We start from the raw sequence: 25,782 nt of genomic DNA on the forward strand, positions 1-25,782 counted from the left end.
TGTCATATTCGTCCGCGAAGTGCTCGAAGTGGTGGGGCGCTTCGCGGACTGTTGTCATTGTTACAAAGTAACAAACCTGCAACGCAGAAACTAAAGAACATTAGTGAGATATAAGAACCCCATATTGTTTAAAAAAGTTGATAATTGCAGAGCTGTCCATCCGCACATCGGGTAGGTCTTCTGGATAATAAATGCCTGGAGCCAGCGGTTCGTCCTCTGGTATACGCAATAGCTTTTCTGCTTGGACTGCAGCCCCCAAGGCGGTAAGATGAGTCTGGCCAAGTGGATCAGAAATCGCGATGTTCCGTTCAACCCAGCGCCCATTAGTATCCCGGCCCTTTAGATGTATGAGGACGTGATGTGCGCTGCCATCGCCCGGATTGTAGAGTAGACTTCGTCTAAGTGAACGGAATCGATCACCGCTGATCATCTTCCATATTCCACTCTTGACCAGCCCAACAAGCATGTAGATGGAGGCTTTGCTGTCGAAGGAGATGCGGAAGCTGGCTGAGTCGACATGGCTTGCCTTTAGCAGGGTCACATGATCCGGGGTGTCAAGCCGATAGCATTTTGTTGTATATCCGTTAGGAAATTGAACTTTGACCGGATCGGTCATTGGGAATACAAGACGGCTTCCCTCCGGTTCCGTAATATGGAATGGAACGGCCATTCGATCCATATACGCCGTGGAATCGGGTCCTGCTTTGTCCCGCAGTGAGTATAGCGCATGAATATTGACGGCGACGTTCTGAAGTGAGGCCGAATGCAGCATGGCAAACAGTGAAGCCGTTCCCGCCATCCATCCGGAGGACAGCACGACAGGAGCATAAAGCTCTGTGTTCTCCAATTTGGTGACCGATTGTTGGAATAGCTCTGTCCAGCGAGTAAGATCAATGAGTGGAATTTTTCTTCTAACTGCTGACAGAAGCAGCCGATCCTGCAAATCGTTGACGGAGTTAATGATTAGCGATATATTGTCGCCTGCATAAAGCAGTGGATCATCCGCATTATTATCAACTACGACTGTTTGGACCCGTACGGACTCGAAAGGTGCCGCTTTTTCCGGTGACCTTCCTCCTAATGCAATATCCAGATCGGGGTGCCGATCGTGTAATATTTGAGCAATCTGTCTGCCTACGGCACCGTATCCCCCTACTATAAGTACCATTTTTCTGTTCATATTATTGACCTCCGTTTAAATGTTTATACGTTTAATTTATTCAACGCATTACTGCTAAAAATAGGAATGTCATTGTGCTAGCCTGGTTAATGGCACTAGCACTCGCATTCCTCTTCCACGAAATGGACAAGTTGTTTCATAAGCGCTATCGCTTCGTTAATCTCAAGCCTGTAGTACATTTCTGTTCCCTTTTTCTGAACCTTAAGCAGCCCTGCTTGCCGTAATACTTTCAGGTGATGAGAGACGGTAGGCCGCGACATCGGAATATGCTCTGCGATTTGCGTCACATTCATACTATCTTTGTCGATCAGCAGCGCTATGATCTGCTGACGAATGGGGTCTCCCAAGCCTTGAAAATAGGGACTTAGATTCTCGAAAATATGAATTGCCTTCTGATTGCCGATAAATTCGCTCATGGCTCACTCCGTTATAATGCTTAATTGTTTAAACATATCATAATGTATTTCGCAAAATAATTCAATGCTTTGATGAGTTTTAAGTTGAAGGTTAACGCATCTTCCTTCCTTAGTGATTGTTAGCTATGTATTATCATAAAGCGGGACGGTTGATCCTAGCTTCCTTTGAGGCAGAAAGAGGCAACTAGAAGCAACTATTGCTGTTCTTCATCCGTCTATATGTAATAGTAGAATAGGAGATGACACCATGACACCACAGGTTACAAAAATAGCATGTTTGCTCATTCTTGTAGGTGCGTGTGCTTATTCCTTGGGAACCTAATGATATCAAAGGATATCAAAAATTAAAACAGCTTATACAAAGTAAGAAGCATAACAAGTATCCAGAATAGACAGGAGAAATTATAAATGATTATAACTGATACTGCTAAAACATATATCGAACAAATGATGAAGGAGCAAGCATTTTATAAATAGGTGTTGTAATAGAGAGTTAACCCCGAGGTAAAAAATGATATGTAGATATTCCGGTCACCAGGTTTGAATGTGTCCCACTCCAGATTACGGTAATTTTTTGCGCGCTCGTTACCGCGTTGATTTGCGAAGTTTTTGCGTTGAACACTGAACCTACCGACAATCACCGCTGAGATCAACGCAAAAAAGCGCCCACCTCCGAAGAGATGAGCGTTTTCAATTGACGGATTGTCAAGCCAAGTGCGACAGGGCATTCATGAATGATTCGTGAGCTGTCTTCCAACCTAAGCATTTCCTTGGCCGGTTATTAATGAGATTGAGTGCGGTTGCTAGTGCATCATCAGTCACCTCAGCGAAGTCTTTGCCTTTAGGAAAGAACTCTCGAAGGAGACCATTTCCATTCTCATTGGAACCACGTTGCCAGGAGGAATAGGGATCAGCAAAATAGACATCGATGTTGTGAGTGAACTCTAAAGAGGCATAACAGGCAAACTCTTTCCCGCGATCCGTGGTTGCGGTTTGGAAAGTGCCCTGAGGATACTGAGATGCAGCAACGCCAAAGGCGATCTCCATAGAAAGTGCTGTTCGGTCAGACATTTTAATGGCCGTATATAGTCGTGTCTTTCGCTCAATCAAGGTTGCAACACATGCCTTGCTCTTTCCTCGACTGGAGACAACGGTGTCGAGTTCCCAATGTCCAAATGTCTCGCGGGACCGGATTTCCTTTGGCCGCTGTTTAATCGACTTACCCACCAGAAAGCGTCCTCGTGTTTCTAACGGTTTACGTCGTTTTCCTTTGTGGCGAAGCATGCTTATCTTTGCACATGCTAAACGCCCATCGTATAGCCAACGGTAGATTTTTTTGAAAGAGATCTTGGGATTTCCAGTGGTCTTGTACCACTGTGAAATTTGTTCAGGAGACCACGTCTGTCGTAGTTTTTCCTCGACTTGCTTGGCTAGTTCCGTTGTCCATTTCCCCTCTTAACAGAAATACCTCTACCTCTCAAGATTATTATCCTTGCAACCTCCACTTACTCAACGGACTATGGTTTTGATATTTTTTAGCTATTTCTTCACGAGTTAAGTCCATATACGCTTGCTCAGTTACTGTCACGGAACTATGACCAAGAATGAGATAACGTATAGAAGTCTCCACCATTTAGTAGATAGTGTCTGGCAAAATTGTTTCTAATTTGATGTGGATGTACATCAATTCCAGCTTTTTTCCCGACATCCTTCAGCTGTTTCTCGAAAGATTGAATGGTCAAGTTCGTTCCTTTTGTGGTAGGAAAAAGTAATTGAGTATCTATATAACGATCCTTAAACTTTAAATACTGTTTTAGTTCTCTTTGCATCACATTTGAAAAATATACGTAGCGTTCTTTGTTACCCTTCGTTTTTGTAACAAGAATCATCTTATTTTTAAAATCAATTGCATCAACTTCCAGTTCCAAACATTCACCAATCCTCATTCCAGTGACTTGCAACAAGAGAACTACGACTTTGTTTCTGTACCCATGAAACTTCGTATAATCAAAATATTCAATCAAATTATTGAACTCTTCTTTACTTATTCCTTTTTTCTGTCGTCTAACCGTTTTAATCTGTGAAATATTATCCACAGGATTCTTTTGCAATTCTCCTTCTTGTCTCAACCAATTGAATAGAACTTTTATATTACGGATATAGTTATTAATCGTAATCGATGAAACCTGCTTTTTAAAGTCAGTTCTATTCTCAGGAAAGTTAATATTCTTAGTTGATTCTCTTGAAACCACCGTGTACTTCCCTCGATCTTGAACATAGTTAATATACTGTCTAATATGACCTGTACGAACCTCTTTCACCTTATCAATATCATGTTCTTTCTTTAAATAAACAATAAACAACTTTAGTGACTGTTCATAAGAACTGATGGTTTTTCGTGATAAGTTCTTATTTTGACAATAAGCTAAAAAATCCTCAAGATAGAACTCCAATTCCGACAACTTCATATGTATTATCCCCATCTCTTTTTCCACAAATACAAAACCCAATAAACCAAAAAGGTTTATCGGGTGAGATGGGAATACTTTATAGGCTTCAAAACAAGTTTGTTGGCTTATATATATTGTATGTATATAATTACCAATCCCTCGCTTCCCTTACCACACAACGCTCCGCAAGCCCTCAGCTGACCTTATGCTCAATTCTAAGCTTATCTGCTACCATCGCAATGAATTCCGAGTTCGTAGGCTTAGACTTGCTTATATTGATCGTGTAGCCGAACAGGTGGCTGATGGAGTCGATGTTGCCGAATCCTTATGTAGTAAGGGCTGGAAGCGTTAGAGCATGTCGCTAGAGAGTTACTTCTATAATAGTAGACAATCAACTAAAATCGGATATTTATCGGTTTCCAGTAAGTTTATTTATGGGCAAATTTGCCTAAGATCAAGGTAAGCTATTTTCTATAGAATGTCAATTGACTTTTCCGAAACCCGAACTATAAAACAGTTTTTTTAATATGCTTGTATCTGCATCATTTAGAGTTCATTTCTACTAAAAAAAGACCTCTCACTATTAGAAAGGTCTTTGCTATAATCAAATTTCAAATTATGTACAGAATACTTAACGTTCACATGCAATCAAGTCTTTGTCTCGGTCGCTTTTTCAGCCTTCTAAAGCTATCAAATAAAATGAGTAACCATTTCTTATACATTCAAAATAATGTGATATTTAATTCATCATAATGTCACTTACTGAGATTCTACTGTTACAATCTCTGATCGCCCTGCTGAAATAACCTATTTCTTTTTATCTTCATACCGATATCATAGTAATAAACTGTTTCTTTAAGGATTTCAATATTATGTTTAATTGCTGTCCTTATCAAATAAGCGTCATTCCAATTTTCATTCAATTTACTCATTCGCATCGTAGTTATTTTTAAATCAAACATTCCGAAAGATTCAAGAACTTCTTTGCACCATTCAAGAAATGTATAAGATGCAGAAACGATGAAAAACTCCTTCCCGTCCTTTCTTATCCATCCATCACCATCAATAATTCCTTTTATTATGTGAGGGAGATAAATACGTTCACTGGGTTTCAGCTTAGGTTTTTGTAAGTTGTGAGTTTTATTATTCACCACAGATAGCCTTTTAAGATCATTAGCCATTTTTCGAGATGTGAACAATATTCTATGCCTAGCTTGAGCGTTACTTCTTTCCTTACATAGAGTGATTGATTTCCCTGTTTTCTCAGAAAGAAATCTCATTGTTTCCTTATCAACCAAATCAAGACCAACAGTACCCTTTTTACTCTCCACATATCCATCAGTTAGTAATAGACCTAAAAAATATGCTTTCCAATCTTCATTTAATTCTTCGAAAATATCTTCATCATACTGGCAATGTACTCTAGAAGATTCCGAGACTTTTCTCATTCTCCCACCATACATCTTCACTTTATCAGTAATGGACTTTCTAGTTTTAAAACCATATTTTTCACAGAGTTCTGACAGAGTATATGAACCTGATTCATAATCCAGTATCAACGCGTCAATTTCAACTAATTCCAGTTGACTTTGTTTGGTGAAAGCTGTTACTGACTTCTTTATTCCACATCTGGATACAAGCGTTCTTAGAGCAGACTCCCCCATTTTAATTCCTATTACTTTTTCAATTAGCATCAAAGCATCATTAAATCTGTGAGTGTTACTGTATATTTCGCAAATCCTTATTTTCTGGTCATCGGTATAACTGTTTTTCATGATTCATCTCTCCATACTTTAGGATAAAGCAAAATGCCTTGTTACAGATCTCACTTGTAAAAGCACTCTAAATTCGAGCTGTATTGGTCTGTTGTAATTAGCAACATCACTATTTATGTCGCACAAAATAAGCACATAGTTTTTGAGAGTTGTTAAAATGAAATAAAGCAATGTTTGATCATAATATTCCATAGTGTATCCAGTTGATCTATTATCCAATCTCCTGCTCTCAAGACTAATATCCAACCACCTAACAGTCTAAAGGTATCGTTGTTCTAATTACACCGTATATTAGATTGTCAATTCTCTATTAGGTGTAAATCCTAACTTTTCCATATACCTAGTTCGATGTTAGGATAACTCAATTTTGATGCAAACTCAGAGCTGACCCATTCCATATAAAAAAGCCACCTGTTAGGTGGCTAGTCCTTAAATATACGATCAACTGCTTTCTGTTTATCTTCCTCACTCGGGCATACTATACCTCAAAATCATATGACCGCTAAGACTTTGTATCACACTAATATCCTCTCCTGATCGTACAAGCCCTGTAATGAAACTGTGACGAGTTTGAATCACCTTAAGAGTCTATGAAAATATTAGATCATACAACTTTCTAATCAAGTCATTTACTCACAAACTTCTTAACAAACTTCTCTGCTTTATAGTCCTTCTTAATTTCATGAAGTACTGGACTAGTAGTTTCTCTCCATGATTCCAAGATCGTCCTCGGCTCAGCTTCAATTCTGTCCTTGACTGCTTGAATATCCTCTCTCTTGAATGCTTCAATTATGCTTATCAAATCATCACGATCCAACAACTTTACATGATTTATTCCTGCCAACGTTTCACATGGTTCTGTAAACTTAGCAGAAGCAATGACTATGGCTTTCTTAGCCTTGTAGTATCTCATACATGAGAATACTTCCTGTACCGCACTTATGCCAACTGGATTGTCAATAGAGTACCTCTTCGCCTGAACTACGTTCCTTACGCCCTCTCGATCAGTGAATACTACATCCGCTCCAAAATCTCGACTGCCTATAGTTTTATATACACCAGTGTAACCAAGTTCAATGAAAAGCCTATATAGATACATTTCAAATCCAGAACCGTCTTCCATTTTATCAATATCTGTAATATCAATATCTTTCAAGTTATAATCATTTGATAGTGAATAGATATGACTCTTCGTTTTATTAATACCTCTATGTACAATTAAACCAACTATTATAGTAACCACAACAATAAGTGAAATAATAAGACCTAGCACAAATCCACCTCTACTTAAGTTCATTTAAGCTAACCAATGTTTCTTAATATGCCTGAATACCAAATTTGAGTAGCTTCTTAGGAAGTATATCGTCTAAATTCAGTATATCTTTGTCGTCAAGTTCAATTAACTTAAACCCATACTTTTTATATATCTCCAGCTTAAGTTGTTTCCTATCATTGTATTTAGCATCATTTTCTAACCCCCAAAACTCTATATACACTTTACCGACAGGCAGATAAAAATCACAATAAACATCTTCCTCTATAGGTAGCTTCCTCTCATAAGCATGAACAATCTCAGACATATACAACCAATTATCAATAAGCATTTCTGCTCTTGATCTCACGTAATGACCGTCTGCTGATCTATGGGTTGCTTCAAACTTCTCTCTGAAACCAACTGTTTCTGTTTTGTTATATTCCTTTACATCCTTTGCTTCTTCACCAAGAAATTCTTCCATCGTTTCATTCAATCGTTTGTTTGTTAAGATACTTGATTCCCAGCATACATAAGGAACACCATTTTGGTCATATTCAAACTGTTTTCCTCCTACACTCTCTCCGAGCTTAGTTACTAGCCATCCCTTAACTCCCTTCTGTAACAAACCAAGTTCAGATAGGATTGGATTAATTCGAAGCTTAGATATCCCAAAATGTTTGCTTAAACCTATTGCACTAATGAGTTTTTCTTCATTATCCTTTGTTAGATCAAGTACATCCTTGATTTTCTCATCCCAAGCAATAAAAGAACCATGTTGAGGATGATGCTTGATGATACCTCCATTTACTTTTCCTTGCTCTGTTAGAACCCAAGTATCATTCTCTCTACTTATCAACCCATTGTTCATCATTACTTCGAATAGTACCTTAGCAGATAAACCCATTTCTTTTGACAATGCTGTTGTCGATTGGTATTTTACCTTCTCTGTCATTTTTTATAGTCCCCTGTCATATAAGCTTCAATCTATCTTAATGAGGATTCTTCTAAGTATCATGTTCATTCACTTGAAACAAGCAAAATCCTATTGAGAAACCCGCCACGTTCATCACACTTGCCTTGACGAATGCCCTCCAGTTCCTCAACCCGAACGCCCTTACTAAACGCAAAGCTATATACCACTTCGAGCAGATCAGCAAGTTCACCCATCTGATGTTCCTCTGATGCTTCAAGGAACTCGTTCAATTCTTCCTGCATCTTAGTCTTCAAAGCTATCGCATACTCAGTTTCATCCATCACCCTTACAGTGTATTGCTTTCCACTTGCTTCGATGATCTGCGGAATCTTATCACGTACAAGCTTATTATATGTCTTCAAACCTCATCCTCCACTCTAATCTCTTAGCCCTGACATGCAATCCAAAACTTACGTACAAAGTTGCTTTCAATGGCTAGTTCGAGTTCAGAAACATGTTTATCAAGCTTTCCTTGTTCCTTCATTCGTTGAAGTAAGACCTTATTCCTTTCTTCAAGTCTCTGTATCATCTCCTCACTGGGTATCACATTTGACTTGCTACTATTGCACGACTGATGTGCAAATACTAGATTCCATAAGTCATCAGAATATAAGTAAGACCAAGGAATAACATGGTCTATAGCAGGTGTTTCGTTCTCAATCTTCAAGCTACACAGAAAACATTGGGTATGAGGATTTTCCATATATAAAAAAGACGCGAACTTTCCAAGTGGTTTACGTTTCATCGTATCTTCATCAATTATTCTTACTTTCTTCGATAACCTAGGCGAGTGATTGAAGTTTTCCAGCATCTGCGTCCAGCGATAATTGATGGCATCTAAGATAGCTAATCTATTCTCTTTTAATGCGAGTAGATCATCAGATCGAATAAACAAACTGTTTGCTCTTTGCTCGTACTGATAGACCCCTTCAACTTCTATACCTTGAATCCTTAAGAAGCGATAACTCACATCAGTCTTCAGAGCTTTTACAGTATCGCTAACAGCTTTCTCATACTCAGACTTACAAGCTGTTTCAATATTAGACTTGAACCACTTTATAGGCATTAATGATCCTGTCTTTACTTGATAAATATCAATCAGCTTTTTCACAATAGAAACTACTACGGGTATTTTTTGAGGGTTTGAACTTTGCTGAAGGTCGAAGAACAGTGTTTGCTCAAAATAGTAACGAATGACTTTCTTTGCTATGTCCTTTAGTTGAATCTCAACTGTTTCCACTTTCTCTAATGTAAAAGTACTCTCTACAGCAATTTCTGTTATAGCCTTAGCCCACGCTACATTATATGTATTGACGTAACTACAACTTCTAACAATGTGTAACCATCTCTCTAAGAATGTCATATACTTACTCCATTACAATATAATTATTTTTCCAGAGTTCAAGCACAACATCCATTTGGGAGTTATGTGATTTTTCTGTGCCATTCATTTCAGCTTTTCTGGAATTATGTAAAATATCAAGGCATTTAGCGCAATTACAGCTCTCTATCTAAAAAAAATATGATCATTATCTATCTAATGATCATATTTCAACCTCCAATTAAACCTTAATAGTTTAATATTAGGAATTACAAGCCAAAATATATAACCCATTATGATCAATACAAGAAGCACACCCATAAAAATATATGAATAAATTGAATTTATAACATCCTTCATCCAAGTAAGACCTAATGGAGAAATTCCAAATAAAATTAGCAAATTTACTGGAGTAATCAATACACCAGCTATCTGAGTTGTTGTTTTTGCGTTATCAGTTACTTTGTTATTGACATGTAATTTTATTCGCCGATAAGATGTCACTTTTTCTCTCAACTTCGATTCTAACTTATCTAATTCATCAATAATCGTTTGACTATAATCAATATTTCCTTCATCATCAAAAGAAACAAATTCAAGGCGACCATCTAATTTACAAATTATTAAATAAATATTATCTTTCTCGACAATATAAGCGTCTAAATCCTCTCTTAAATACAACTTCATTAACCATTGCCATTGTTCATTAATTACTTTACTTTTTGTAAAGCTCGCTTGTTTAAAATAGTCTGGAATACTATTAATATATATTTCGCTTAAAAAAGAAGCATCTAGATTTTCAAAAAATGTAAAGCTAAATCTTCTTTGAAAATTGAAACTACTAATTTGCTTATTTATAAATGCCAAAAACATATCAAACATCCTAGGATCATTCAAAATATCAAGCCAAAATACGTATGAATCAAAAGTTGGAACATATACAAAACTAATCGTGTTGTTATAATTCAATATTTCATCGCAAAAATTCACATTAAATTCAATGATTTCTGTATCTTTAGATTTCACTTTAATTACGTTTTCTTGTAAATTATATTCGAATCTATACTCATAGCCTTTTCTTTTGACTTCCTTTTCAACTAAACTAGTAAATTCAGTAATCCAACCTACTGTGTCTACTACTAATTGTGTTCTAGTACTATACTTCACAAAACCTTTAATAACTAACTTTTTCAAATAAAAAAGATTAGCATCATCAGGAAATTTCAGTTTATAATCATTCTCGCTAAACTGAAAAGTCCCAGTTACAGAATGCCATGTATAATTCATTGCTATTTTTGTTAGAGTATCATACTCACTGCCCAGAAGCATTTCGAATCAACTCCGTTACTGTACTGATGGAATCATCAATAGCTATAGTGAGTTTTGAAACATCATCTAAGTTTTCTTTATATAAATCAAGTAAGTGAGCTAATATTCCACCTATTTCATTTATCTTAACGTTTGTTATTTTTTGAAGATAATTAATCATTCTACCATCAAATTTTTCAAGTAAATCAATTGGCATAACTGACGATAATATCTTTTTGTCTTTCAAACAAAAAAAGAATGAATTACTTAAAAGCTTCACAAAAACACCCGTATAATCAAGAGTCTCTGATAAGATGTATTTTTCTATATCTTTATAAATAGTACTAACAATATTATCTTTCAGTTGATCCGACCCCACTATATGGTAATAAGCAAGTCTGCCTATTTCATTTCGGTAATTAACATTCAAATAATCATACGCAAGTAAAATATTTATCTTTTCAATAAACTCATCAATATCCTCAGGATCTAAATTCTGTGATCTTGAGTACATTTTCCCTTCATTACCATCCAAACTCATCAATTTATCAGCATCATCCCTTATTTTAACTCGGATTAATGATAATGGATATTTATCATAAAAGTACTTAATCTCTTCTTGTGAGATAAGGTCACGAACGTTTACATCGTGGCTAATATCTATATCTACCTTGAAACGTCCCTCAATTTGAAATTTTAATTTAGCAGGAAGATTTTGGTCTTCCATGACTATTAATTTTCTTAGTGAATGATCACTTAATTTAATTGGAGCAATGACAGTATTTCTAGATGAAGAAACTGACACTATTATACTTTTTATGAATTTATTTTTTTCAGTGTCAGTATGAGTATATTGAGAAAAGTTTGTCATTAACACAATATTAAATCCTAAGTATACTCGTAATTCTGTATGTAGATATTGCAAGTTATTATTTTCTTTAAAATATGAACTTTTCTCACTTGTAAATCTAACATCAACAATATCCTTTTCAGGATAATACCAATACTCCATTTCAAGACCATCAATTTCGAAATCATGTTTATTTAATTCTTCAAGATTCAATCGTGAGGATTCGATGTCTAACATTGTTCCTGAAACATGGTATATTAAAGCATTAAAGTCACATCGTGGTGTTATAATTTCACTAAAGGTATTGTTGATTTCCAGTTCAAAGATTCCTTGGTTTTCTTTAGATTCTTCTAGTGCCTCAAACGCTCTATAAAGAAATGATGAAAATTCATTATCTGCGGGATAAAAATCACCTATGTATTTTTTTTCAAACACAAAAAAATACAGCTTCTCTAGTAGAGGTAAGCTAAGTGCGTTTAACTTTTCCCATACAGTAAACTCTCCATTTCTAGTAAAAAAAAGTTTCTGCTCTTTTAAGCTCATTTGTCTGTAGTCTCCTCATCCGCTGTAACAACTTCACCTTCACCTTCATCTTCGCTTTCATCCTCTGAAGGAGGCGTTACAGTATTATAAATACCATCAATTATATTTACGAAATCCATTGCTTTTGTAATTGAGGTGTCATTTGATTTATGCTGTAAATTTGCAATCAAACTTTCTAATTCGTGAATAGTAACATTAAAGGAATCAGTTCTTCCTAGCAGTTTAGTAAGAGTATCATTCACCGACTTTCCACTTACTGTAATTTTCTTCTGTAGAGTTAAAATATCAAGCAATTCATAAGTAAACATTACTGTTATAAATCTTAGTGCATTTTGTAACGCTATACCTCCTTTATTACCAATCCTAATGTTACCAAATCCTTCATGCTCTGCCACATTTTTAATTAACTCTCTCATTCTTGATTCATACAGCAAATTGCCTTGCTCATATGCTATCCCGATGCTCTCGTCATGAGTTTTTTCTATTGTATTATCTTCAATTCTTTCTTCATCAGACATATTTCAGTTCCCCCATTCAATACATTCTAATTCATAGGATTATTTTACCAAAGTAAACTTCGATTTGATACGGTAAATATTAAATCCATCAAGAAATATCAACATATATCGACACCTTATTTCAAACTCTCTCAAACTATGTTCTAACATTAAGTTTTCAATAGCCTGCTCAATTCAATAATGTATTCACATAAAATTATCGCTCTATGTTGGAACTTTCATCTTTAACGTATCGCTCACAAATCACCATCGAGTTGCTGGCTGTATGTGTTATGACGCTTTCCGCAAATAACATCCATTTTTCAACTGTAAACCCATGCCCCCTCCTCTCTCTCCATACAAAAAAGACCTCTACAAGTAGAAGTCCTTTAACGAATCGCTTATTTCTTTATCGTTGTACCCTATATATTTCAATGTAATTGCTGGAGTGGAATGATTCAAAATAGTTTGTAACATGGCAATGTTCTTTGTTCGAGAATAATAGTGATAGCCAAACGTCTTACGCATTGTATGAGTGCCTACACTTTCAAGACCAACCATGTCAGCAGATTTGTTTAATTGTCTGTACGCTTGCGTGACTGTTATTGGCTCTTCTCCTTTTCGGCTTGGGAAAAGCCACTCACTATTAACTGTTTGAGCATAAGCTTTAACTTCATCATAGATGTTATTAAAATCAATGGTTCTGACCTTCGCTGTCTTTCCTTCCTTTATCTTTAACTCACGTTTGTTCATACGTAGAATATCTGCTGTTTTAAGTTTTAATATATCGCCACATCGTAACCCTGTGTTAATACCGATAAAGAACAATATGTAGTCACGTTCGGAACACCATCTTTTTAACGACCATTTCATATCATCGATTTCTTTTTTACTACGTATAGGTTGGACATCTTTAATTTGATTCATTATTATAGTCAATTCGTAGGACTCCTTATTCTATATCGTTTTGAATGTACGTTTTTATTTGTATAATTAGATCCTACTATTTAAATTAGAAATAGTCAATACAATCAACAAAACGAATGTATGTTTTTAGATAAAAACGTACATTCGTTTAAATATTATCTCTAACTCATGAAACATGTATATGAGACACTCCGAACGAACTACTGATAACACTGAATGTCCACTAGTCCGAAGTGAGTCTACTCATTTGTGATAGCTCTCTTGATTCTAGTTTGAACTACATCAGGTGAACCATATCGAGATGAAGCCTAACACATTCTATCGTCGTGTAAAAGAATATGAAGCAGAATAAACGTCCCTAGTGGGCGTTTTTTTCATGTATCACAAACGTAATTGATTTAAGCGAATCCTACAATTCATTATCGTGGTTCTTTCGATAATAGTTACGCTGTCTAACCAAATTCCATATATTCACAGTCGTTCAATGCTTTTTAAATCTCGATTCAAAAAACTAATCATCAACCGATAATACCTATTGAATACATAATAGATTGACACTCATATCTTCTCGTATCGGGAATTAATTAAGATGGGTGTCAGGATGGATATCTTTTAGAGTTACCAATTATACACATCGTAGCTACGCTATCCTATATAAATATTCGGATAATTTATCCTACGTAATATATAATAATATTGAGATCGCATTCCCATGTAACCATGGCTATTTTTTATCTAAAAGGAGAATATATGGACAAAACTTTATTCGATAATCTATTAAAGATATTTGTTGAAGAGGTGAAGCAGGAGTTCGATTCTACTTTTCAAAAAAAGATAAAGCGCATTTTCGAGGATTCTATGATTAGGGGCAATAATTCGTCTTTATCTCACGTAGTTGAGGACAAATTTGCTGAATTTTTAAATAACTTAAATATTAAATCAAATTACTTATTTTTAATTGACGTAAATCTATCGACAATGTTAAATGGGGTAAAGAAATCCATACGACCAGACATCGTTGTTATTCACAGAGACAGTAAAAAGATCATCGCTATCTTTGAATTAAAAATAGATGATGCAAGAGCGAGCGACACATGGGTCGAGGATTCTAACGGAAAACTCAAGCTTCTTAAGGACATCAATAATAATTCAAAGATGAACGCAAAAGAAAACTATATCTCTTATAGCACTATAAATGTCGATGCAATGGGTGATCCTATAAAAACTGGGACAGGAAAACTTAGTCCAAAAATAAGACATACTATCGGATGCTCACAAGAAGCAGAATTAGCTTGTATCTCTTTATGTAAAAATAACAGCAGGACCATCGGAGATTCAAAAGAAAAATATAGAACATCAGGTGATTATGCAATGTATCTTTCATTTAAACACTTTAATAACCAAAATCACACTTTGGCAGACCTATTAGATAAAACCAATTTAAATCATCAGGGACTTTACGAATTATTGATAAAGATGAATTTCATCGATTAACATTCATCTCGTAACTACCTTATATCTTGTGTACTTCATATCATCAATCAGATCAAACAGATTATCTGAATGTTCTTTATTTATTATCTGATTTACTGATTCAATATGTCTAACTGGCTACCTTATCTATGCACTCTCATTACAGTAAAGAGATTATTTGTGTGTTACGCTTTAATCGTACTTAAATCTATACAAACTAATATTCACCCATACCTTACTATATATTTATAGAGGTAGAGTGACTACTTGGTGGACTATATTTAATGTGATTTACAACCAATGACTTCTCAACAATTTTGCTGGGAGTTTCATATCGATTAGATAAAATCATCTTACCTGCGTTACTTCGCTTACATTAAGAAATCAAAAAAAGTTCACCCTACTCGTGTGATTTTGAGGGTCTCATGCATGTGTATATATAGGGGAGATAAACAAAAAGCACAATTTACAACCAATGACTTCTCCATAATTTTGCTGGGAGATTCATATCGATTAGATGCATTGCATCTTACCTGCGTTACATAACTTACTCAACTTACATTAGGAAATCAAAATACCCTAAATGGTGTACTCACTCTCCGAGAAATCGGGGAGTTTTTTTGTTTTACCTAATAGATCACAAATTCGTGAAGGGAGGTGATTATACATGAACGATGATGATTTACGCACGTTTGTAGGAGCTTCACCATATTTTATTTCCACAAAATCTGGTGTTTCCAGAGAACATTTGAGCAGATGGTATCACAATGAATCTTAAGCAATCTCTACTAAGTTAAAAACCAAAATCAAATCACAATTTAAAGGAGAAATGAAAATGACAACAGTTAACGTTGTAGATGCACCATGTGGACACAGAGAGGAACCTCTTCAAGAGTTTGATTATCTTACTGAGGAAGACTATGATCTTGGCATCGATGGAAAAGTACCTTTACTGATTACTTCTGCTTCCCTGGCTCAATACTATACAGTAAATTTTAACATACCTTGTATTTGTACTGGTTTAGACCATAAAACCATGCAACGATTTTGGTTATTCATAATAACAATTAAAAAATCCCAAGAGGTCTTAGATAAATACAATAAAGACTTTGAAGACATTCGAGATTTATTTGAGTAAGGAAGAAGTTATAGAGCCTTCAGATTTTTGAAGGCTCTCTTTGCTTTTGCCTCGCTACAAACAAATCTTACGTCATATCAGATAAGTTAATACTGAAATCACAATTTAAAGGAGAAATGAAAATGACAACAGTTAACGTTGTAGATGCACCATGTGGCTATGGAAAGACTTCGTGGGCAATTGAATACATGAATGAAATGAGTACTGAATCACATAGATTTATTTATGTCACCCCTTTTTTAGATGAGGTTGAAAGAGTTCAGCAAGCAGTTGTGAATCGAAAATTCTATGATCCTAAATCCATAAAAGGAGTAACAAAACTTGATGACTTACATCGTCTATTGGGACAAGGAAATGATATTTGCACAACACACGCTTTATTTCAAATGGCGAATGCTGAAACACGAGATTTAATAAGTAGTAATGATTACACACTTATTCTTGATGAAGTTATGAATGTAATTGAACAAGTCCCATTACGTAAAGATGATTTGAACTTTTTACTTAATGCAGGTGTCATTGAATATGTAAATAATGATAAAGGATTAACGTTCATCAAGTGGAAAGATGATAAGATCGGTTATGACACAAAATACAATGACATTAAGTACATGGCTTTATCAGGTAATCTTATGTATTGCAACAGCTCAGCCCTAATATGGAATCTTCCATGTGATCTTTTTCTAATGTTCAGAGATGTATTCATACTTACTTATCTCTTTAAAGGACAATTTCAGCGATACTATTACGACTTACATGAAGTGAAGTACCAATATCTGTCTGTTACTAAAGAACAACAAGGTTATATCTTAGTTCCATATGAGAATAGACAAATTCATGACAAGACAGTACTTAGTCAGAATATATCTATCTATGAAGGTCAGCTCAATGTAATTGGTGATAAGAGACATGCACTCTCAACTAGCTGGTTTGAAAAGCCTGATAATAAAGATTTATTAGTTACACTAAGAAATAATGCATATAACTTCTTAACAAATAAGTGTAATGCAAACAAGAATACTGCCCTATGGACAACTGTTATGGGAAAAAAAGAAGGAAAAAAAGAAAAAAACAAAGGAAAAATAATGAATAAAGTAAAACCAAAAGGTTTCGCTAAGTGTTTTATTTCCATGACTACTAGAGCAACCAATATTTACAAAGATAGATCCCATCTAGCTTACCTAATTAACAGGTTTATGAATCCTATTGAGAAAAAGTTCTTTGAACAATATGGAGTTAAAGTTGACCAAGATGCATGGGCATTATCAGAACTTATACAATGGGTATGGAGAAGTCGTATTCGAGATGATCAACCAATTCACATCTATATCCCAAGTAGTCGAATGCGTGGTTTATTGAAACAGTATCTAACTAGCGAAGCATTCGAAGAAGCTCCTCTGAATGCAATCACTGACGAAGCACCAAGTGATTGGCATTTATAATCTTAGGCAAATATATGCCTAAGCACACATGAAAATCCCAGTGTTTATAAGGGTTTCAAAATGATTTCCTTAAAGAAAAAAAGTATAAATAATACTCTCTCCCTTCTCTCTATCTTTGACAAAAACATTGTGGCAACAAAAAGGATACTTCTGGCAAACCGCAACTTCGTTTTGGTTTGACTTAGAAGTACCCTTTTTCTCACCACCCAATATAAATAGCATTATAATTTGTTCTCTAAATCTATTACTTTGCCCATCATATTTAACACGATGTTTGACAATATATACTTATGAAAGTAACAATACTTTATTCAGTAACAGGTAAAATGTTATTTGTATACTTTTATATAGTTTTATGTTATTATATTATCGTATCCTCAACCAACCAATCCTTCACCAGAAAGGGAAGATAACTAAATGCTAATACTTAAGAGACAAATACAGATACGAATCAAATACAATATCAAAACAGAGTGGCTAGCTTCTTAGTCACTCTGTTTTTTTTTTGGATTTTTTTATATCTCTATTTTATTCAGCATCCATTGAAGGGAGGTGATTATAGAGGAATAACAATCCCAGTTAGATTCATCTCAAAACCAAAGAAACTGGCAAGTGGATCGTTATCAATATATAGAAAAGGTGGCTGTGTTTATTATGGCTTTATTGAAAATGCCAGAGAAATTGTTAAAGGTAATTTGGAATGGTGACTTTGATACTATATGTGTCTATGAGGATGGAACATGGGGAATAGATGTGAAAAAAGAATTGATTTCTTTGAGTAAAAGTGAAATAACTGTATCGTCTAAAATAGAAGCCATGAATCATTTGATGATGCTCAGTACCAAATTACTTGAAGCTACAACGGAAGAGTATGCTGAGTTAGCTAAAAAAAAATATGAAGCTAGTCATGACTTGTGGAAGGAATCACAACTTATTTCTAAGGAGTTCGCCGAAGTAAAAGGTAAAGCATTTAGCGAAACTCCTTTTGAATACTCCCCTTTCCCTACCTCCGAAGAGCAATTTGAAGAGTATTACGGTCAATATTTTCTTGATTATTTAATTGACATACAACATCAGCTTACATTCGAACACAAAGCTAATTTTGATTTCAGCATATATGTTTTAGGTGATGCTTCCTATGGGTTTGGTTCAGCTGATAACTACAATATGGATGCTCCATATAACGCGAAGATTGCATTTTTTGTTGCAGATGATAAATGGCGTCCTGAATACTTTATAGGCGAGAATCATCCACTGTTTCTAAAGATTAAGAATGAAGTAAAAAGAGTTTCAAAATTAGCCATAAATGAAGCCATAGTTTCTGTAAGTAATGATTTACATGAATGGTTTAGAAAGCAATTTGGATATTCTATGATGTAACCAATTTAATATTCTTAGAGATAAGTTAAAAAAACCATAAATATCTCCACATTCAATTTTATTAAAGAGCTAACTCTATGACAGCAGATGAAATAATGACTGAGATCGAAATTATGGACAATGGTCAGCGTATTAAGCTACTTGGTCTGCTCTACGATAAACACTTTAATAATAGCGGAAGAACGTGGGAAGAAGTACAAGAGGAACGATATCTTAAAATCGAAGCAGAATCAGAACCAATTGATACAGATGGACAAGTTACTATACCAATCGAAATTAGAACCAAATTGAACTTAAATACAGGAGATACAGTTTTATTCCAATTTCAGTTTGGGAGATGTTATGTAGTTAAAACAGAGGACTCGCTAGATTAGGATCAAAATATAGAAGGGAACAATACAAATGAAGGTATTTAATGTGTACTACTCACTATCAGGTATAAAACAAATTGAAGTTGAAAAGGAAGATCCCCATGAAGCAAGACGTAAATTCTATAGAACGTCTGGAGGCTTAAATACAGATCCCGACAATCTAAAGCTCAGAGTAATTGAAATTACCGAATCCGTTTTTGATGATTTCATAAGATGCCCCGTTTGTAACTGGACATGCCGTTACTATGATTATGCAGACCAAGAAGTGCATTACTTGACCAAAATAGGCGCATTAAGTAACTGGTTTGCGTGTTCAGAAAAAGTCGATAAGAACGAGGATCAACAGGTTATCTGTCAGAACAGTACATGTAATTATCAAGTCCCATTCACCCCATTTCACCTAGGCGCTTTACACAGGGGTGAGGAAATTGGCTAAATCCAAATTCGAAAAGTTCAAAGAAATGCATAAAACTAAGATCAAATTTATTTGGCTTAAGCCCAATGAGCAAGATACCTTGATATCACAAGATACAATTAGCACTGAAATTATAGGTTGTGAACAGCATGATTATATTCCAAGTACAATATCCAATTATAGACTCATTCGATCTGAGCGAGAATATCTAGTAAACGATATTCCAGTAATGTCATGCAAAATATGTCACGCTATTCTTGCTGATGATAATTCTATTGCATATATTAATGATCAATTATTACAAGCAGAGACACGATTAAAAAATAAAGGAGAGTTAATTGAAGCAATATGTAAACTTCCACTGATAGAAGAAGATAATGATACAGTCCCTATCAGCATATCGAATGCATTTGATTTTTTTTTTGATGGATCTAACAACGAGTATAACGATGAGTACAGGGACTATATTACTACAACATTTAATGGTGAGAATTTGAAAGCACCATATCCAGAGGATCAAACTGAATCTACAATCAAACAGTGTGTCATGTGTGGTAGGAATGGTATCCGAACAGTTATCTTGGACATCCCTATTAAGTCTCCAATCGATTCGTTAAAGAGTGTAAAAATAGTCGGTGCAAAATGTACACTGTGCGGTGAGGCATCCGTTAATGGTAGAGAATTGAGGGCTATAGAATGCATTGAAAAGTCATTAAAAGAACTTTTTCCTGATCAGTAATATATTAGAGGAGGTAACGTTATGAAGCAAGATATAAAGCTAACTAAAGAGGCGTTTGATAGCTTATTGATAGTCAAGGAAGGTCTAGAGGCTTTTTATGTCAGGGTGCATATAATGATTTCTAATTTAAATGCCCTGACATCGAATCTTGAACAATCTATTGTTAATGAAAGTAATGATATAACAACCAGGGAAGAACAATTATCAGAGCATGATATGAAGCTATTGAAAGAGACACTTAAAGATTCAGAAATGATAAAGGAAGGTCTAGGGTATGTTAATCTCAGAATGAATAGAACGATATCCAGTTTAGATACCATGCACACTGTGAATCCTTCTGTAGTCGAAGAATTAGAGGAGACGCCAGATTCCACAGAATCAAAACAAGTAGAAAGAGAAACGCCAAAAATAATACCTTTAATGAAACAAGTAATTGCGCTTGAAGAGCAACTAGGCATCTATAATAATCATGAAGATCATTTTACACAACTATCAGAACCCTCTGACTCCAAGTCCTTACAAGGACAACTTTCCAAGTTAGAAGCTCGTTTGGACATCATCCAGCGTAAACAACACCAACAAGATTCATCGACGGAATTATTGTCCTTCCTTGTCATTGGTATTGAAGAAAGAATTTCATCAGCTAGAAAATCTGATATCAGTCCTTTTCATTTGCAGAGCGAAGAGTACAGAAAATCTACTGCGGAAGCAATGTATGACGATGAAGATTGAGTATACTCACAGTCAATAAGCACCATTAGAGAGTAGCTCGTTGAAACAGTGGTATAATCTAGTAATAAATGAATCTAGAAGTAGAAGCCACCCATCACTTAACTAGAGTGAACTGGGTGGAATCTACTTCTTTTTCTATGAAATTCTGAATTATAAGTGAGTAAGCAATCATTTGCTGTGGTTCGTTCTTCCTCAGTGTCAATAAAACAAGGATTCAATTTAAAGTCATTCAGTAGGAGATCAACAACTACAACTATGTTCACACAGAAGGAGTGATATTCATCGTAAACAAGGAAGATTTGAGATCGTGGTTTAATATAGACTCAAGTATAAATGTTCAAATTCCAAATGAGATTTTCGAGGATTTCCATCAAGCTGAATTTGAAAGCTTCAACCATAAATGTTTTGCGTATGCATACTATTACGTGGTCAGCTACTTATATAGAAATGCATTGTATGGGACACGAGACGTAAGTGTATATAGTCAATCAAATATAATCAGTCTTTCAACTACAAATAAATCATCAATATCCTACATCACCAAGAAAGGCGGACTGCTTGATAGTATAGGGTATACCAGAACGACTACAGACTACCCAATAGCTCCATACATGGATAATGGAATATTGGAGTTTGAAACTATCAAGTCGCTGAGAAAGAGAATGTCAGATGTTAGGTTAGATAATAATCCAAGATTCACAATAAAAGAGCCTGTCAAAGCAATAGTGAGGTTTGATGACGAAGATTGTACTGGAACATTCTACTCCTTTCAGAGTACGCATAGGATCGATATTATGAAGTTCATTACCATTATCGCTGACGATCAGTTGGGGCATGTAGGATTATATGTTTATGGATACCTGAACATGATGTTTGATAGATTTCCAATGGGGTATACGATATCGAACGCAGACTTAGCAAAAGTTGTTGGATGTAGTGAACGCACGATAAACAGTTACACTAATAGGCTTGAATCGCTTGGATTAATATCTAGCAGTAGGAAGACGATAGGATCATCTAAGAGGTTTGAAAAGAGTTATTGCGTAATATAGGAGCATTTAGATCCACTTGGTACTCAGACAGCCAATATAGCACCTTAGAGACGTTGTCTATCATTATAGGCACTTGGATTTTGGAGTATAAAGTATCCTTACAGACTAAGAATACAGAGTGAATATATTGAATAGAATCCCAGAAGTGAACCATTAGCTTCTGGGATTCTATATATTCAAACACACCTAAAGGGTCTTTGGACATTGTTATCCAATTAGCCTTTTCTTCTGTATTTCAAATTCTTCAACACTTAAAATCCCATCATCCCTTAATTGTGAAAATTTCCTGAGTTCATCTGCAACCGATATACTTTGCAGTGAACTTTCATTCTGCTTAGCATTCTCTTTTTGCTTGTCATCTTCATCAGCTTGTCTTATTAAAACTCCCATTAATTGATGACAATGGTATGCAGTTTTGTATGCATCCTTGTATTCTTGACTACTTTTTGTATATGAAGTAAACTCTGAATCTAAAAATGAAATTTTATGAATCGGATTAACTGTATCATTTACAATTACGTTCAGTTCAATTTTCTTGACTTTTTCCTCGCTTGATTGAGACCCAGAAAGTCCTCCAATAATTGCTCCTATTCCCCCAGCTAGTACACCACCTAACAAAGCACCACCAATTTGACTTCCTCTGTTTGTCGAAGTGACACTTATACCATCAGTCAATATCTCTGATTTTAGAATATCTCCATATTTATATATTTTTTGACTATTAGCATTAATATTTACAAAGGTTATCTTCTTTGTATTCTCATCAATAGACAAAGTAACATCCCCGTTTGGAGAAGTGTACCTTTGCGTCGATTTATAGTTGGGTATTTCCTCTAATTTCTTACTTGTTTCTTTTTGTTTTTTCATCAATTCTTCTTCATCTTTATCTTTTTGCATAGCATAACAGAACCAAGAACCAATACCGAATATGAATACGAGCATCCATCCAATAACTGAACCGACTCCTTCTCCAGCAATTGCAAAGAAAAACATAATAAAAGCAAGAATTGCAAATACACCACCAAAACCCATATACATTATGTATGCCCCCAATTTTATGATTTAGAAATAAAAATTATTATTTATTCGGTTTATATCCCGTACATAAGGAATACATATCTTTACTCATCTCTACATAATTCTTTCCGCCAAATGATGATACGCCTGAGAGTCCAATATGAAATCCTGCAACTTCCTTTTGATCATTATCACAACATCATCATACACCTTATCCTCAGTGCCATTTTTGTTTTCAATGTCAGTTGAATCTAATGAGATTAAACTCAGTTCTGTTGTAATTGAGGTGACCACCATAGAAAAAAATGCCGATTCAATCTCACGTGTAAGCTCAGCTTCTATTAAATATTGATCAAAAGTATGATCTTCGTCTTCCTCCATGAAATCAATCACATCGTTCAAGTACTTAATACTGAACTCATTATAGAAATCATTAAGGAATTTATGATAAGCAAATGATGAATTAAAATCCATAACAGCACATCCTATTCTGAATTATCAATCTTCCCAAATATCGTTCATAAGCTTCTTAATCTTCCGTTCTCGATGTTCTGTATCCGTTGCATCAGACATCCATACTCCATTAACTAGAACAACAAACACCTGTAGGTGCTGTTAGAGTTTCTGTTACTTTTTGTACTTCTTTTGATGGTAACACTACAACTTTTTTATTTTCAGTTGGCTTAATACCGTCACTGTTTGACGCTTCACTAATGGCTGTAGACTTAGCATTTCCAGCTTGTGTGACTACTGATTTTTCTTTCTGTGATGTATTCGTCTGAGCAACTGTACTGTCATCTACAGGTAATAGCGATCCTCCAATTATAAATAGGACAAAACACGCTATGAGAAGAAACGAGCTATTCTTCCTGCCTTTTATTTTCAGTAACTTTATACTACCCTTAACTGTTCCAATAAGAGATAAAAAAACTCCAAACATTGACAACAGAATCAAAATTGATGCAAACCCCTCCATGATGTACATCCCCCATTATGTATTAGTACAACAATCTTATATCTGACTGGATGAATTTAGCAATAGAGTATATGTTGTTACCTAAAACCACTATTAGCCGAAAAGGCTTACCTGCACATGCAGGAAGCCTAATACGAATATATAAAAGTTCATAATTTATTTTTATAATTCCTCTATGAAAGTCAGAGGGCTATGTTTCTGATATTTCTTAGCAATTTCTTCATCACTGAAATCCAAATAAGCCTTTTGCGTAACTTCCACAGAAGAATGTCCTAATATTCTGCAAAGGGAAAACCAGTCTCCATTGTTTAAAATGTAATATTTAGCGAAATTGTTCCTTAGTTGATGAGGATGTATGTGGATTCCAACCTTTTTTCCAGCATCTCGTAATGCACGTTCAAAATTCCTTACATCTAACTTTGTTCCTTTAGTTGTAGGAAACATAAACGGACTTTCGGAGTATCTGTCCTTATAACGCAACCATTGCTTTAATTCATTGGCTGATTTAAATGAGAAATATACAAAACGTTCCTGTTTGTTTTTAGCATTCGTGATATGAATGCTCTTATGTTGAAAATCTATATTCTCTGGAAGAATACTCAAGCATTCGCCAATCCTCATACCAGTATCCAAAAGTATTCTTGATATAACACGATTTCTATAACCATGAAATGTGCTTGTCTCAAATTGTCCAAACACCTTTTTCAACTCTTCAGGCGTTATTGTTTTCTTCATTTTCCTTTCAACTTTAGGATTCTCTAATTTTTCAACAGGATTCTTTGGAATTTCTCTTTCTACCGTATACAAATAATTAAAGAACACTTTAATGTTTCGTACATAATTTGCAATTGTAGTCATCGACAATTCCATCTTATAGTCTTTCCTGTTCTCAGGATGATTACACTGCTTGGATTCTTCATTGTTGACAACTGTATACTTGCCACGTTCCCTAAGATACTTAATGTAATGACGAATATGACCTGATTGAACCTTCTTGATATCTTCGATTTGGTATTCATTTTTCAAATAAGCTACAAATAACTTTAACGTCTGTTCGTAACTTGCCAACGTCTTACGTGATAAATTCTTGGATGAACAGTAAAGCATAAAATTGTCTAACTGAAATTCAATGTCTGTCATAACAAAAATACCGCCTTTTTCATTGGATTTGAGGAACCAATAAATAAGCGATATTAGTTGGATTGCTATTCAGAAGTTTATCGGTTTGGAAACACTGGTTTTAGTTATTTACCGCCAAAATTGTTCTGGCAGTAAACAACTTCCAAAACCCTACATCCCTTACCTCACAACGCTCCTACCGCTCTCAGCTAACCTTATGCTCAATTCTAAGCTTATCTGCTACCATCGCAATAAATTCCGAGTTGGTAGGCTTAGACTTGCTTATATTGATCGTGTAGCCGAACAGGTGGCTGATGGAGTCGATGTTGCCGCGTGTCCAGGCGTAGCAAGGGATTCCGCATTCACTTCGAATTTATTTCCCGGGCAACTTTACGTAGATTCAATCGATAGCATTCGGTTATAGCGATAAACT

At 35.1% G+C, this 25,782-nt stretch carries 26 protein-coding genes and 3 pseudogenes; 9 read left to right on the forward strand and 20 right to left on the reverse strand.

Features of this window, described 5'->3' with window-relative positions:
* Positions 1–100: 100 nt before the first annotated feature.
* The 15 genes and pseudogenes from BW961_RS01230 to BW961_RS01295 all read right to left on the reverse strand — a co-directional run bounded on the left by BW961_RS01230 (position 101) and on the right by BW961_RS01295 (position 13,495).
* Complete coding sequence (locus tag BW961_RS01230) at positions 101–1,180, reverse strand: Rossmann-fold NAD(P)-binding domain-containing protein (RefSeq protein ID WP_068590000.1); 1,080 nt, start codon at positions 1,178–1,180, stop codon at positions 101–103.
* Positions 1,181–1,275: 95 nt separating this feature from the next.
* Positions 1,276–1,596: an ArsR/SmtB family transcription factor gene (locus tag BW961_RS01235; protein WP_068589998.1), complete on the reverse strand. Its 321-nt coding sequence runs from the start codon at positions 1,594–1,596 to the stop codon at positions 1,276–1,278.
* A gap of 705 nt (positions 1,597–2,301) precedes the next feature.
* A pseudogene (locus tag BW961_RS01240) lies at positions 2,302–3,048 on the reverse strand (IS30 family transposase); the annotation flags it as partial.
* A gap of 140 nt (positions 3,049–3,188) precedes the next feature.
* On the reverse strand, positions 3,189–4,091 hold the full coding sequence (locus BW961_RS01245; RefSeq protein WP_394327641.1) for a tyrosine-type recombinase/integrase: 903 nt from the start codon (positions 4,089–4,091) through the stop codon (positions 3,189–3,191).
* A gap of 148 nt (positions 4,092–4,239) precedes the next feature.
* A pseudogene (locus BW961_RS01250) lies at positions 4,240–4,365 on the reverse strand (sporulation initiation factor Spo0A C-terminal domain-containing protein); the annotation flags it as partial.
* A 457-nt stretch (positions 4,366–4,822) separates the two neighbouring features.
* Complete coding sequence (locus BW961_RS01255) at positions 4,823–5,821, reverse strand: LAGLIDADG family homing endonuclease (RefSeq protein WP_068589996.1); 999 nt, start codon at positions 5,819–5,821, stop codon at positions 4,823–4,825.
* Between the two features lie 625 nt (positions 5,822–6,446).
* The gene (locus tag BW961_RS01260; RefSeq protein WP_244555834.1) at positions 6,447–7,094 is read right to left on the reverse strand and encodes a restriction endonuclease; all 648 of its coding nucleotides are present in this window, start codon (positions 7,092–7,094) and stop codon (positions 6,447–6,449) included.
* A gap of 43 nt (positions 7,095–7,137) precedes the next feature.
* Entirely contained in the window at positions 7,138–8,028 is an 891-nt protein-coding gene (locus tag BW961_RS01265; protein WP_068589992.1) for a glycerol kinase, read from the reverse strand.
* Positions 8,029–8,093: 65 nt separating this feature from the next.
* Positions 8,094–8,411, reverse strand: a complete 318-nt coding sequence (locus tag BW961_RS01270) for a nucleoside triphosphate pyrophosphohydrolase (RefSeq protein ID WP_068589989.1) — start codon at positions 8,409–8,411, stop codon at positions 8,094–8,096.
* 23 nt (positions 8,412–8,434) lie between these two features.
* Complete coding sequence (locus BW961_RS01275; RefSeq protein WP_068589987.1) at positions 8,435–9,412, reverse strand: HNH endonuclease; 978 nt, start codon at positions 9,410–9,412, stop codon at positions 8,435–8,437.
* 4 nt (positions 9,413–9,416) lie between these two features.
* On the reverse strand, positions 9,417–9,500 hold the full coding sequence (locus tag BW961_RS31835) for a DUF6979 family protein (RefSeq protein WP_394327644.1): 84 nt from the start codon (positions 9,498–9,500) through the stop codon (positions 9,417–9,419).
* Positions 9,501–9,586: 86 nt separating this feature from the next.
* Positions 9,587–10,699, reverse strand: a complete 1,113-nt coding sequence (locus BW961_RS01280) for a hypothetical protein (protein ID WP_068589985.1) — start codon at positions 10,697–10,699, stop codon at positions 9,587–9,589.
* On the reverse strand, positions 10,683–12,071 hold the full coding sequence (locus tag BW961_RS01285) for a hypothetical protein (RefSeq protein ID WP_068589983.1): 1,389 nt from the start codon (positions 12,069–12,071) through the stop codon (positions 10,683–10,685). Before BW961_RS01285 ends, BW961_RS01280 begins: the two co-directional genes overlap by 17 nt.
* Positions 12,068–12,589, reverse strand: coding sequence for a hypothetical protein (locus BW961_RS01290; RefSeq protein WP_068589982.1), 522 nt, complete (start codon positions 12,587–12,589; stop codon positions 12,068–12,070). The genes BW961_RS01285 and BW961_RS01290 overlap by 4 nt, the downstream gene beginning before the upstream one ends.
* Before the next feature lie 351 nt (positions 12,590–12,940).
* Positions 12,941–13,495 carry a tyrosine-type recombinase/integrase gene (locus BW961_RS01295; RefSeq protein ID WP_068590558.1) on the reverse strand — a complete coding sequence of 185 codons (555 nt, stop codon included), beginning with the start codon at positions 13,493–13,495 and terminating at the stop codon, positions 12,941–12,943.
* 750 nt (positions 13,496–14,245) lie between these two features.
* On the opposite strand from BW961_RS01295, the gene BW961_RS01300 reads away from it, so the two are divergent.
* The 9 genes from BW961_RS01300 (at position 14,246) to BW961_RS29420 (ending at position 22,237) form a co-directional block, all read left to right on the forward strand.
* Positions 14,246–14,989 (forward strand): hypothetical protein, encoded by a 744-nt coding sequence (locus tag BW961_RS01300; protein WP_068589980.1) that lies wholly within the window; start codon positions 14,246–14,248, stop codon positions 14,987–14,989.
* A gap of 814 nt (positions 14,990–15,803) precedes the next feature.
* Positions 15,804–16,106 carry a hypothetical protein gene (locus tag BW961_RS01305; RefSeq protein WP_068589978.1) on the forward strand — a complete coding sequence of 101 codons (303 nt, stop codon included), beginning with the start codon at positions 15,804–15,806 and terminating at the stop codon, positions 16,104–16,106.
* Between the two features lie 122 nt (positions 16,107–16,228).
* Positions 16,229–17,548 (forward strand): DEAD/DEAH box helicase family protein, encoded by a 1,320-nt coding sequence (locus BW961_RS01310; protein ID WP_082867621.1) that lies wholly within the window; start codon positions 16,229–16,231, stop codon positions 17,546–17,548.
* Between the two features lie 654 nt (positions 17,549–18,202).
* Entirely contained in the window at positions 18,203–18,928 is a 726-nt protein-coding gene (locus BW961_RS01315; protein WP_068589974.1) for a hypothetical protein, read from the forward strand.
* A gap of 77 nt (positions 18,929–19,005) precedes the next feature.
* Positions 19,006–19,302 carry an AbrB/MazE/SpoVT family DNA-binding domain-containing protein gene (locus BW961_RS01320; RefSeq protein ID WP_068589972.1) on the forward strand — a complete coding sequence of 99 codons (297 nt, stop codon included), beginning with the start codon at positions 19,006–19,008 and terminating at the stop codon, positions 19,300–19,302.
* A gap of 28 nt (positions 19,303–19,330) precedes the next feature.
* Positions 19,331–19,735: a hypothetical protein gene (locus BW961_RS01325; protein WP_068589970.1), complete on the forward strand. Its 405-nt coding sequence runs from the start codon at positions 19,331–19,333 to the stop codon at positions 19,733–19,735.
* Positions 19,728–20,453 carry a hypothetical protein gene (locus BW961_RS29415; protein WP_068589968.1) on the forward strand — a complete coding sequence of 242 codons (726 nt, stop codon included), beginning with the start codon at positions 19,728–19,730 and terminating at the stop codon, positions 20,451–20,453. Before BW961_RS01325 ends, BW961_RS29415 begins: the two co-directional genes overlap by 8 nt.
* A gap of 21 nt (positions 20,454–20,474) precedes the next feature.
* Positions 20,475–21,185, forward strand: coding sequence for a hypothetical protein (locus BW961_RS01335; protein WP_068589966.1), 711 nt, complete (start codon positions 20,475–20,477; stop codon positions 21,183–21,185).
* 272 nt (positions 21,186–21,457) lie between these two features.
* On the forward strand, positions 21,458–22,237 hold the full coding sequence (locus BW961_RS29420) for a winged helix-turn-helix transcriptional regulator (protein WP_068589964.1): 780 nt from the start codon (positions 21,458–21,460) through the stop codon (positions 22,235–22,237).
* 207 nt (positions 22,238–22,444) lie between these two features.
* Here BW961_RS29420 and BW961_RS01345 read toward each other — a convergent pair whose 3' ends face one another.
* The 5 genes and pseudogenes from BW961_RS01345 to BW961_RS01365 all read right to left on the reverse strand — a co-directional run.
* Complete coding sequence (locus BW961_RS01345) at positions 22,445–23,275, reverse strand: SHOCT domain-containing protein (RefSeq protein ID WP_068589962.1); 831 nt, start codon at positions 23,273–23,275, stop codon at positions 22,445–22,447.
* A gap of 93 nt (positions 23,276–23,368) precedes the next feature.
* The gene (locus BW961_RS01350) at positions 23,369–23,728 is read right to left on the reverse strand and encodes a hypothetical protein (protein ID WP_068589960.1); all 360 of its coding nucleotides are present in this window, start codon (positions 23,726–23,728) and stop codon (positions 23,369–23,371) included.
* 109 nt (positions 23,729–23,837) lie between these two features.
* A complete protein-coding gene (locus BW961_RS01355; protein WP_068589958.1) occupies positions 23,838–24,230 on the reverse strand; it encodes a hypothetical protein in 393 nt (130 codons plus the stop codon).
* 162 nt (positions 24,231–24,392) lie between these two features.
* Entirely contained in the window at positions 24,393–25,370 is a 978-nt protein-coding gene (locus BW961_RS01360; protein WP_068589956.1) for a tyrosine-type recombinase/integrase, read from the reverse strand.
* Between the two features lie 184 nt (positions 25,371–25,554).
* Positions 25,555–25,692 (reverse strand): annotated as a pseudogene (locus BW961_RS01365) (sporulation initiation factor Spo0A C-terminal domain-containing protein); the annotation flags it as partial.
* Between the last annotated feature and the right edge of the window lie 90 nt (positions 25,693–25,782).

Source organism: Paenibacillus macquariensis (genome assembly GCF_900156375.1).
GTDB lineage: Bacteria > Bacillota > Bacilli > Paenibacillales > Paenibacillaceae > Paenibacillus_AQ > Paenibacillus_AQ macquariensis.

Bases quoted from the DNA above. Each gene is read 5' to 3' on its own strand.
- BW961_RS01325 (WP_068589970.1), top strand. From the start codon at position 19,331: ATGAAGGTATTTAATGTGTACTACTCACTATCAGGTATAAAACAAATT.
- BW961_RS01295 (WP_068590558.1), bottom strand. From the start codon at position 13,495: ATGAATCAAATTAAAGATGTCCAACCTATACGTAGTAAAAAAGAAATC.
- BW961_RS01355 (WP_068589958.1), bottom strand. From the start codon at position 24,230: ATGGAGGGGTTTGCATCAATTTTGATTCTGTTGTCAATGTTTGGAGTT.
- BW961_RS01310 (WP_082867621.1), top strand. From the start codon at position 16,229: ATGACAACAGTTAACGTTGTAGATGCACCATGTGGCTATGGAAAGACT.
- BW961_RS01285 (WP_068589983.1), bottom strand. From the start codon at position 12,071: ATGAGCTTAAAAGAGCAGAAACTTTTTTTTACTAGAAATGGAGAGTTT.
- BW961_RS01320 (WP_068589972.1), top strand. From the start codon at position 19,006: ATGACAGCAGATGAAATAATGACTGAGATCGAAATTATGGACAATGGT.
- BW961_RS01345 (WP_068589962.1), bottom strand. From the start codon at position 23,275: ATGTATATGGGTTTTGGTGGTGTATTTGCAATTCTTGCTTTTATTATG.
- BW961_RS01265 (WP_068589992.1), bottom strand. From the start codon at position 8,028: ATGACAGAGAAGGTAAAATACCAATCGACAACAGCATTGTCAAAAGAA.
- BW961_RS01305 (WP_068589978.1), top strand. From the start codon at position 15,804: ATGACAACAGTTAACGTTGTAGATGCACCATGTGGACACAGAGAGGAA.
- BW961_RS01275 (WP_068589987.1), bottom strand. From the start codon at position 9,412: ATGACATTCTTAGAGAGATGGTTACACATTGTTAGAAGTTGTAGTTAC.
- BW961_RS01350 (WP_068589960.1), bottom strand. From the start codon at position 23,728: ATGGATTTTAATTCATCATTTGCTTATCATAAATTCCTTAATGATTTC.
- BW961_RS01360 (WP_068589956.1), bottom strand. From the start codon at position 25,370: ATGACAGACATTGAATTTCAGTTAGACAATTTTATGCTTTACTGTTCA.
- BW961_RS01230 (WP_068590000.1), bottom strand. From the start codon at position 1,180: ATGAACAGAAAAATGGTACTTATAGTAGGGGGATACGGTGCCGTAGGC.
- BW961_RS01335 (WP_068589966.1), top strand. From the start codon at position 20,475: ATGAAGCAAGATATAAAGCTAACTAAAGAGGCGTTTGATAGCTTATTG.
- BW961_RS01255 (WP_068589996.1), bottom strand. From the start codon at position 5,821: ATGAAAAACAGTTATACCGATGACCAGAAAATAAGGATTTGCGAAATA.
- BW961_RS31835 (WP_394327644.1), bottom strand. From the start codon at position 9,500: ATGAATGGCACAGAAAAATCACATAACTCCCAAATGGATGTTGTGCTT.
- BW961_RS01300 (WP_068589980.1), top strand. From the start codon at position 14,246: ATGGACAAAACTTTATTCGATAATCTATTAAAGATATTTGTTGAAGAG.
- BW961_RS01315 (WP_068589974.1), top strand. From the start codon at position 18,203: ATGGCTTTATTGAAAATGCCAGAGAAATTGTTAAAGGTAATTTGGAAT.
- BW961_RS01290 (WP_068589982.1), bottom strand. From the start codon at position 12,589: ATGTCTGATGAAGAAAGAATTGAAGATAATACAATAGAAAAAACTCAT.
- BW961_RS01235 (WP_068589998.1), bottom strand. From the start codon at position 1,596: ATGAGCGAATTTATCGGCAATCAGAAGGCAATTCATATTTTCGAGAAT.
- BW961_RS01280 (WP_068589985.1), bottom strand. From the start codon at position 10,699: ATGCTTCTGGGCAGTGAGTATGATACTCTAACAAAAATAGCAATGAAT.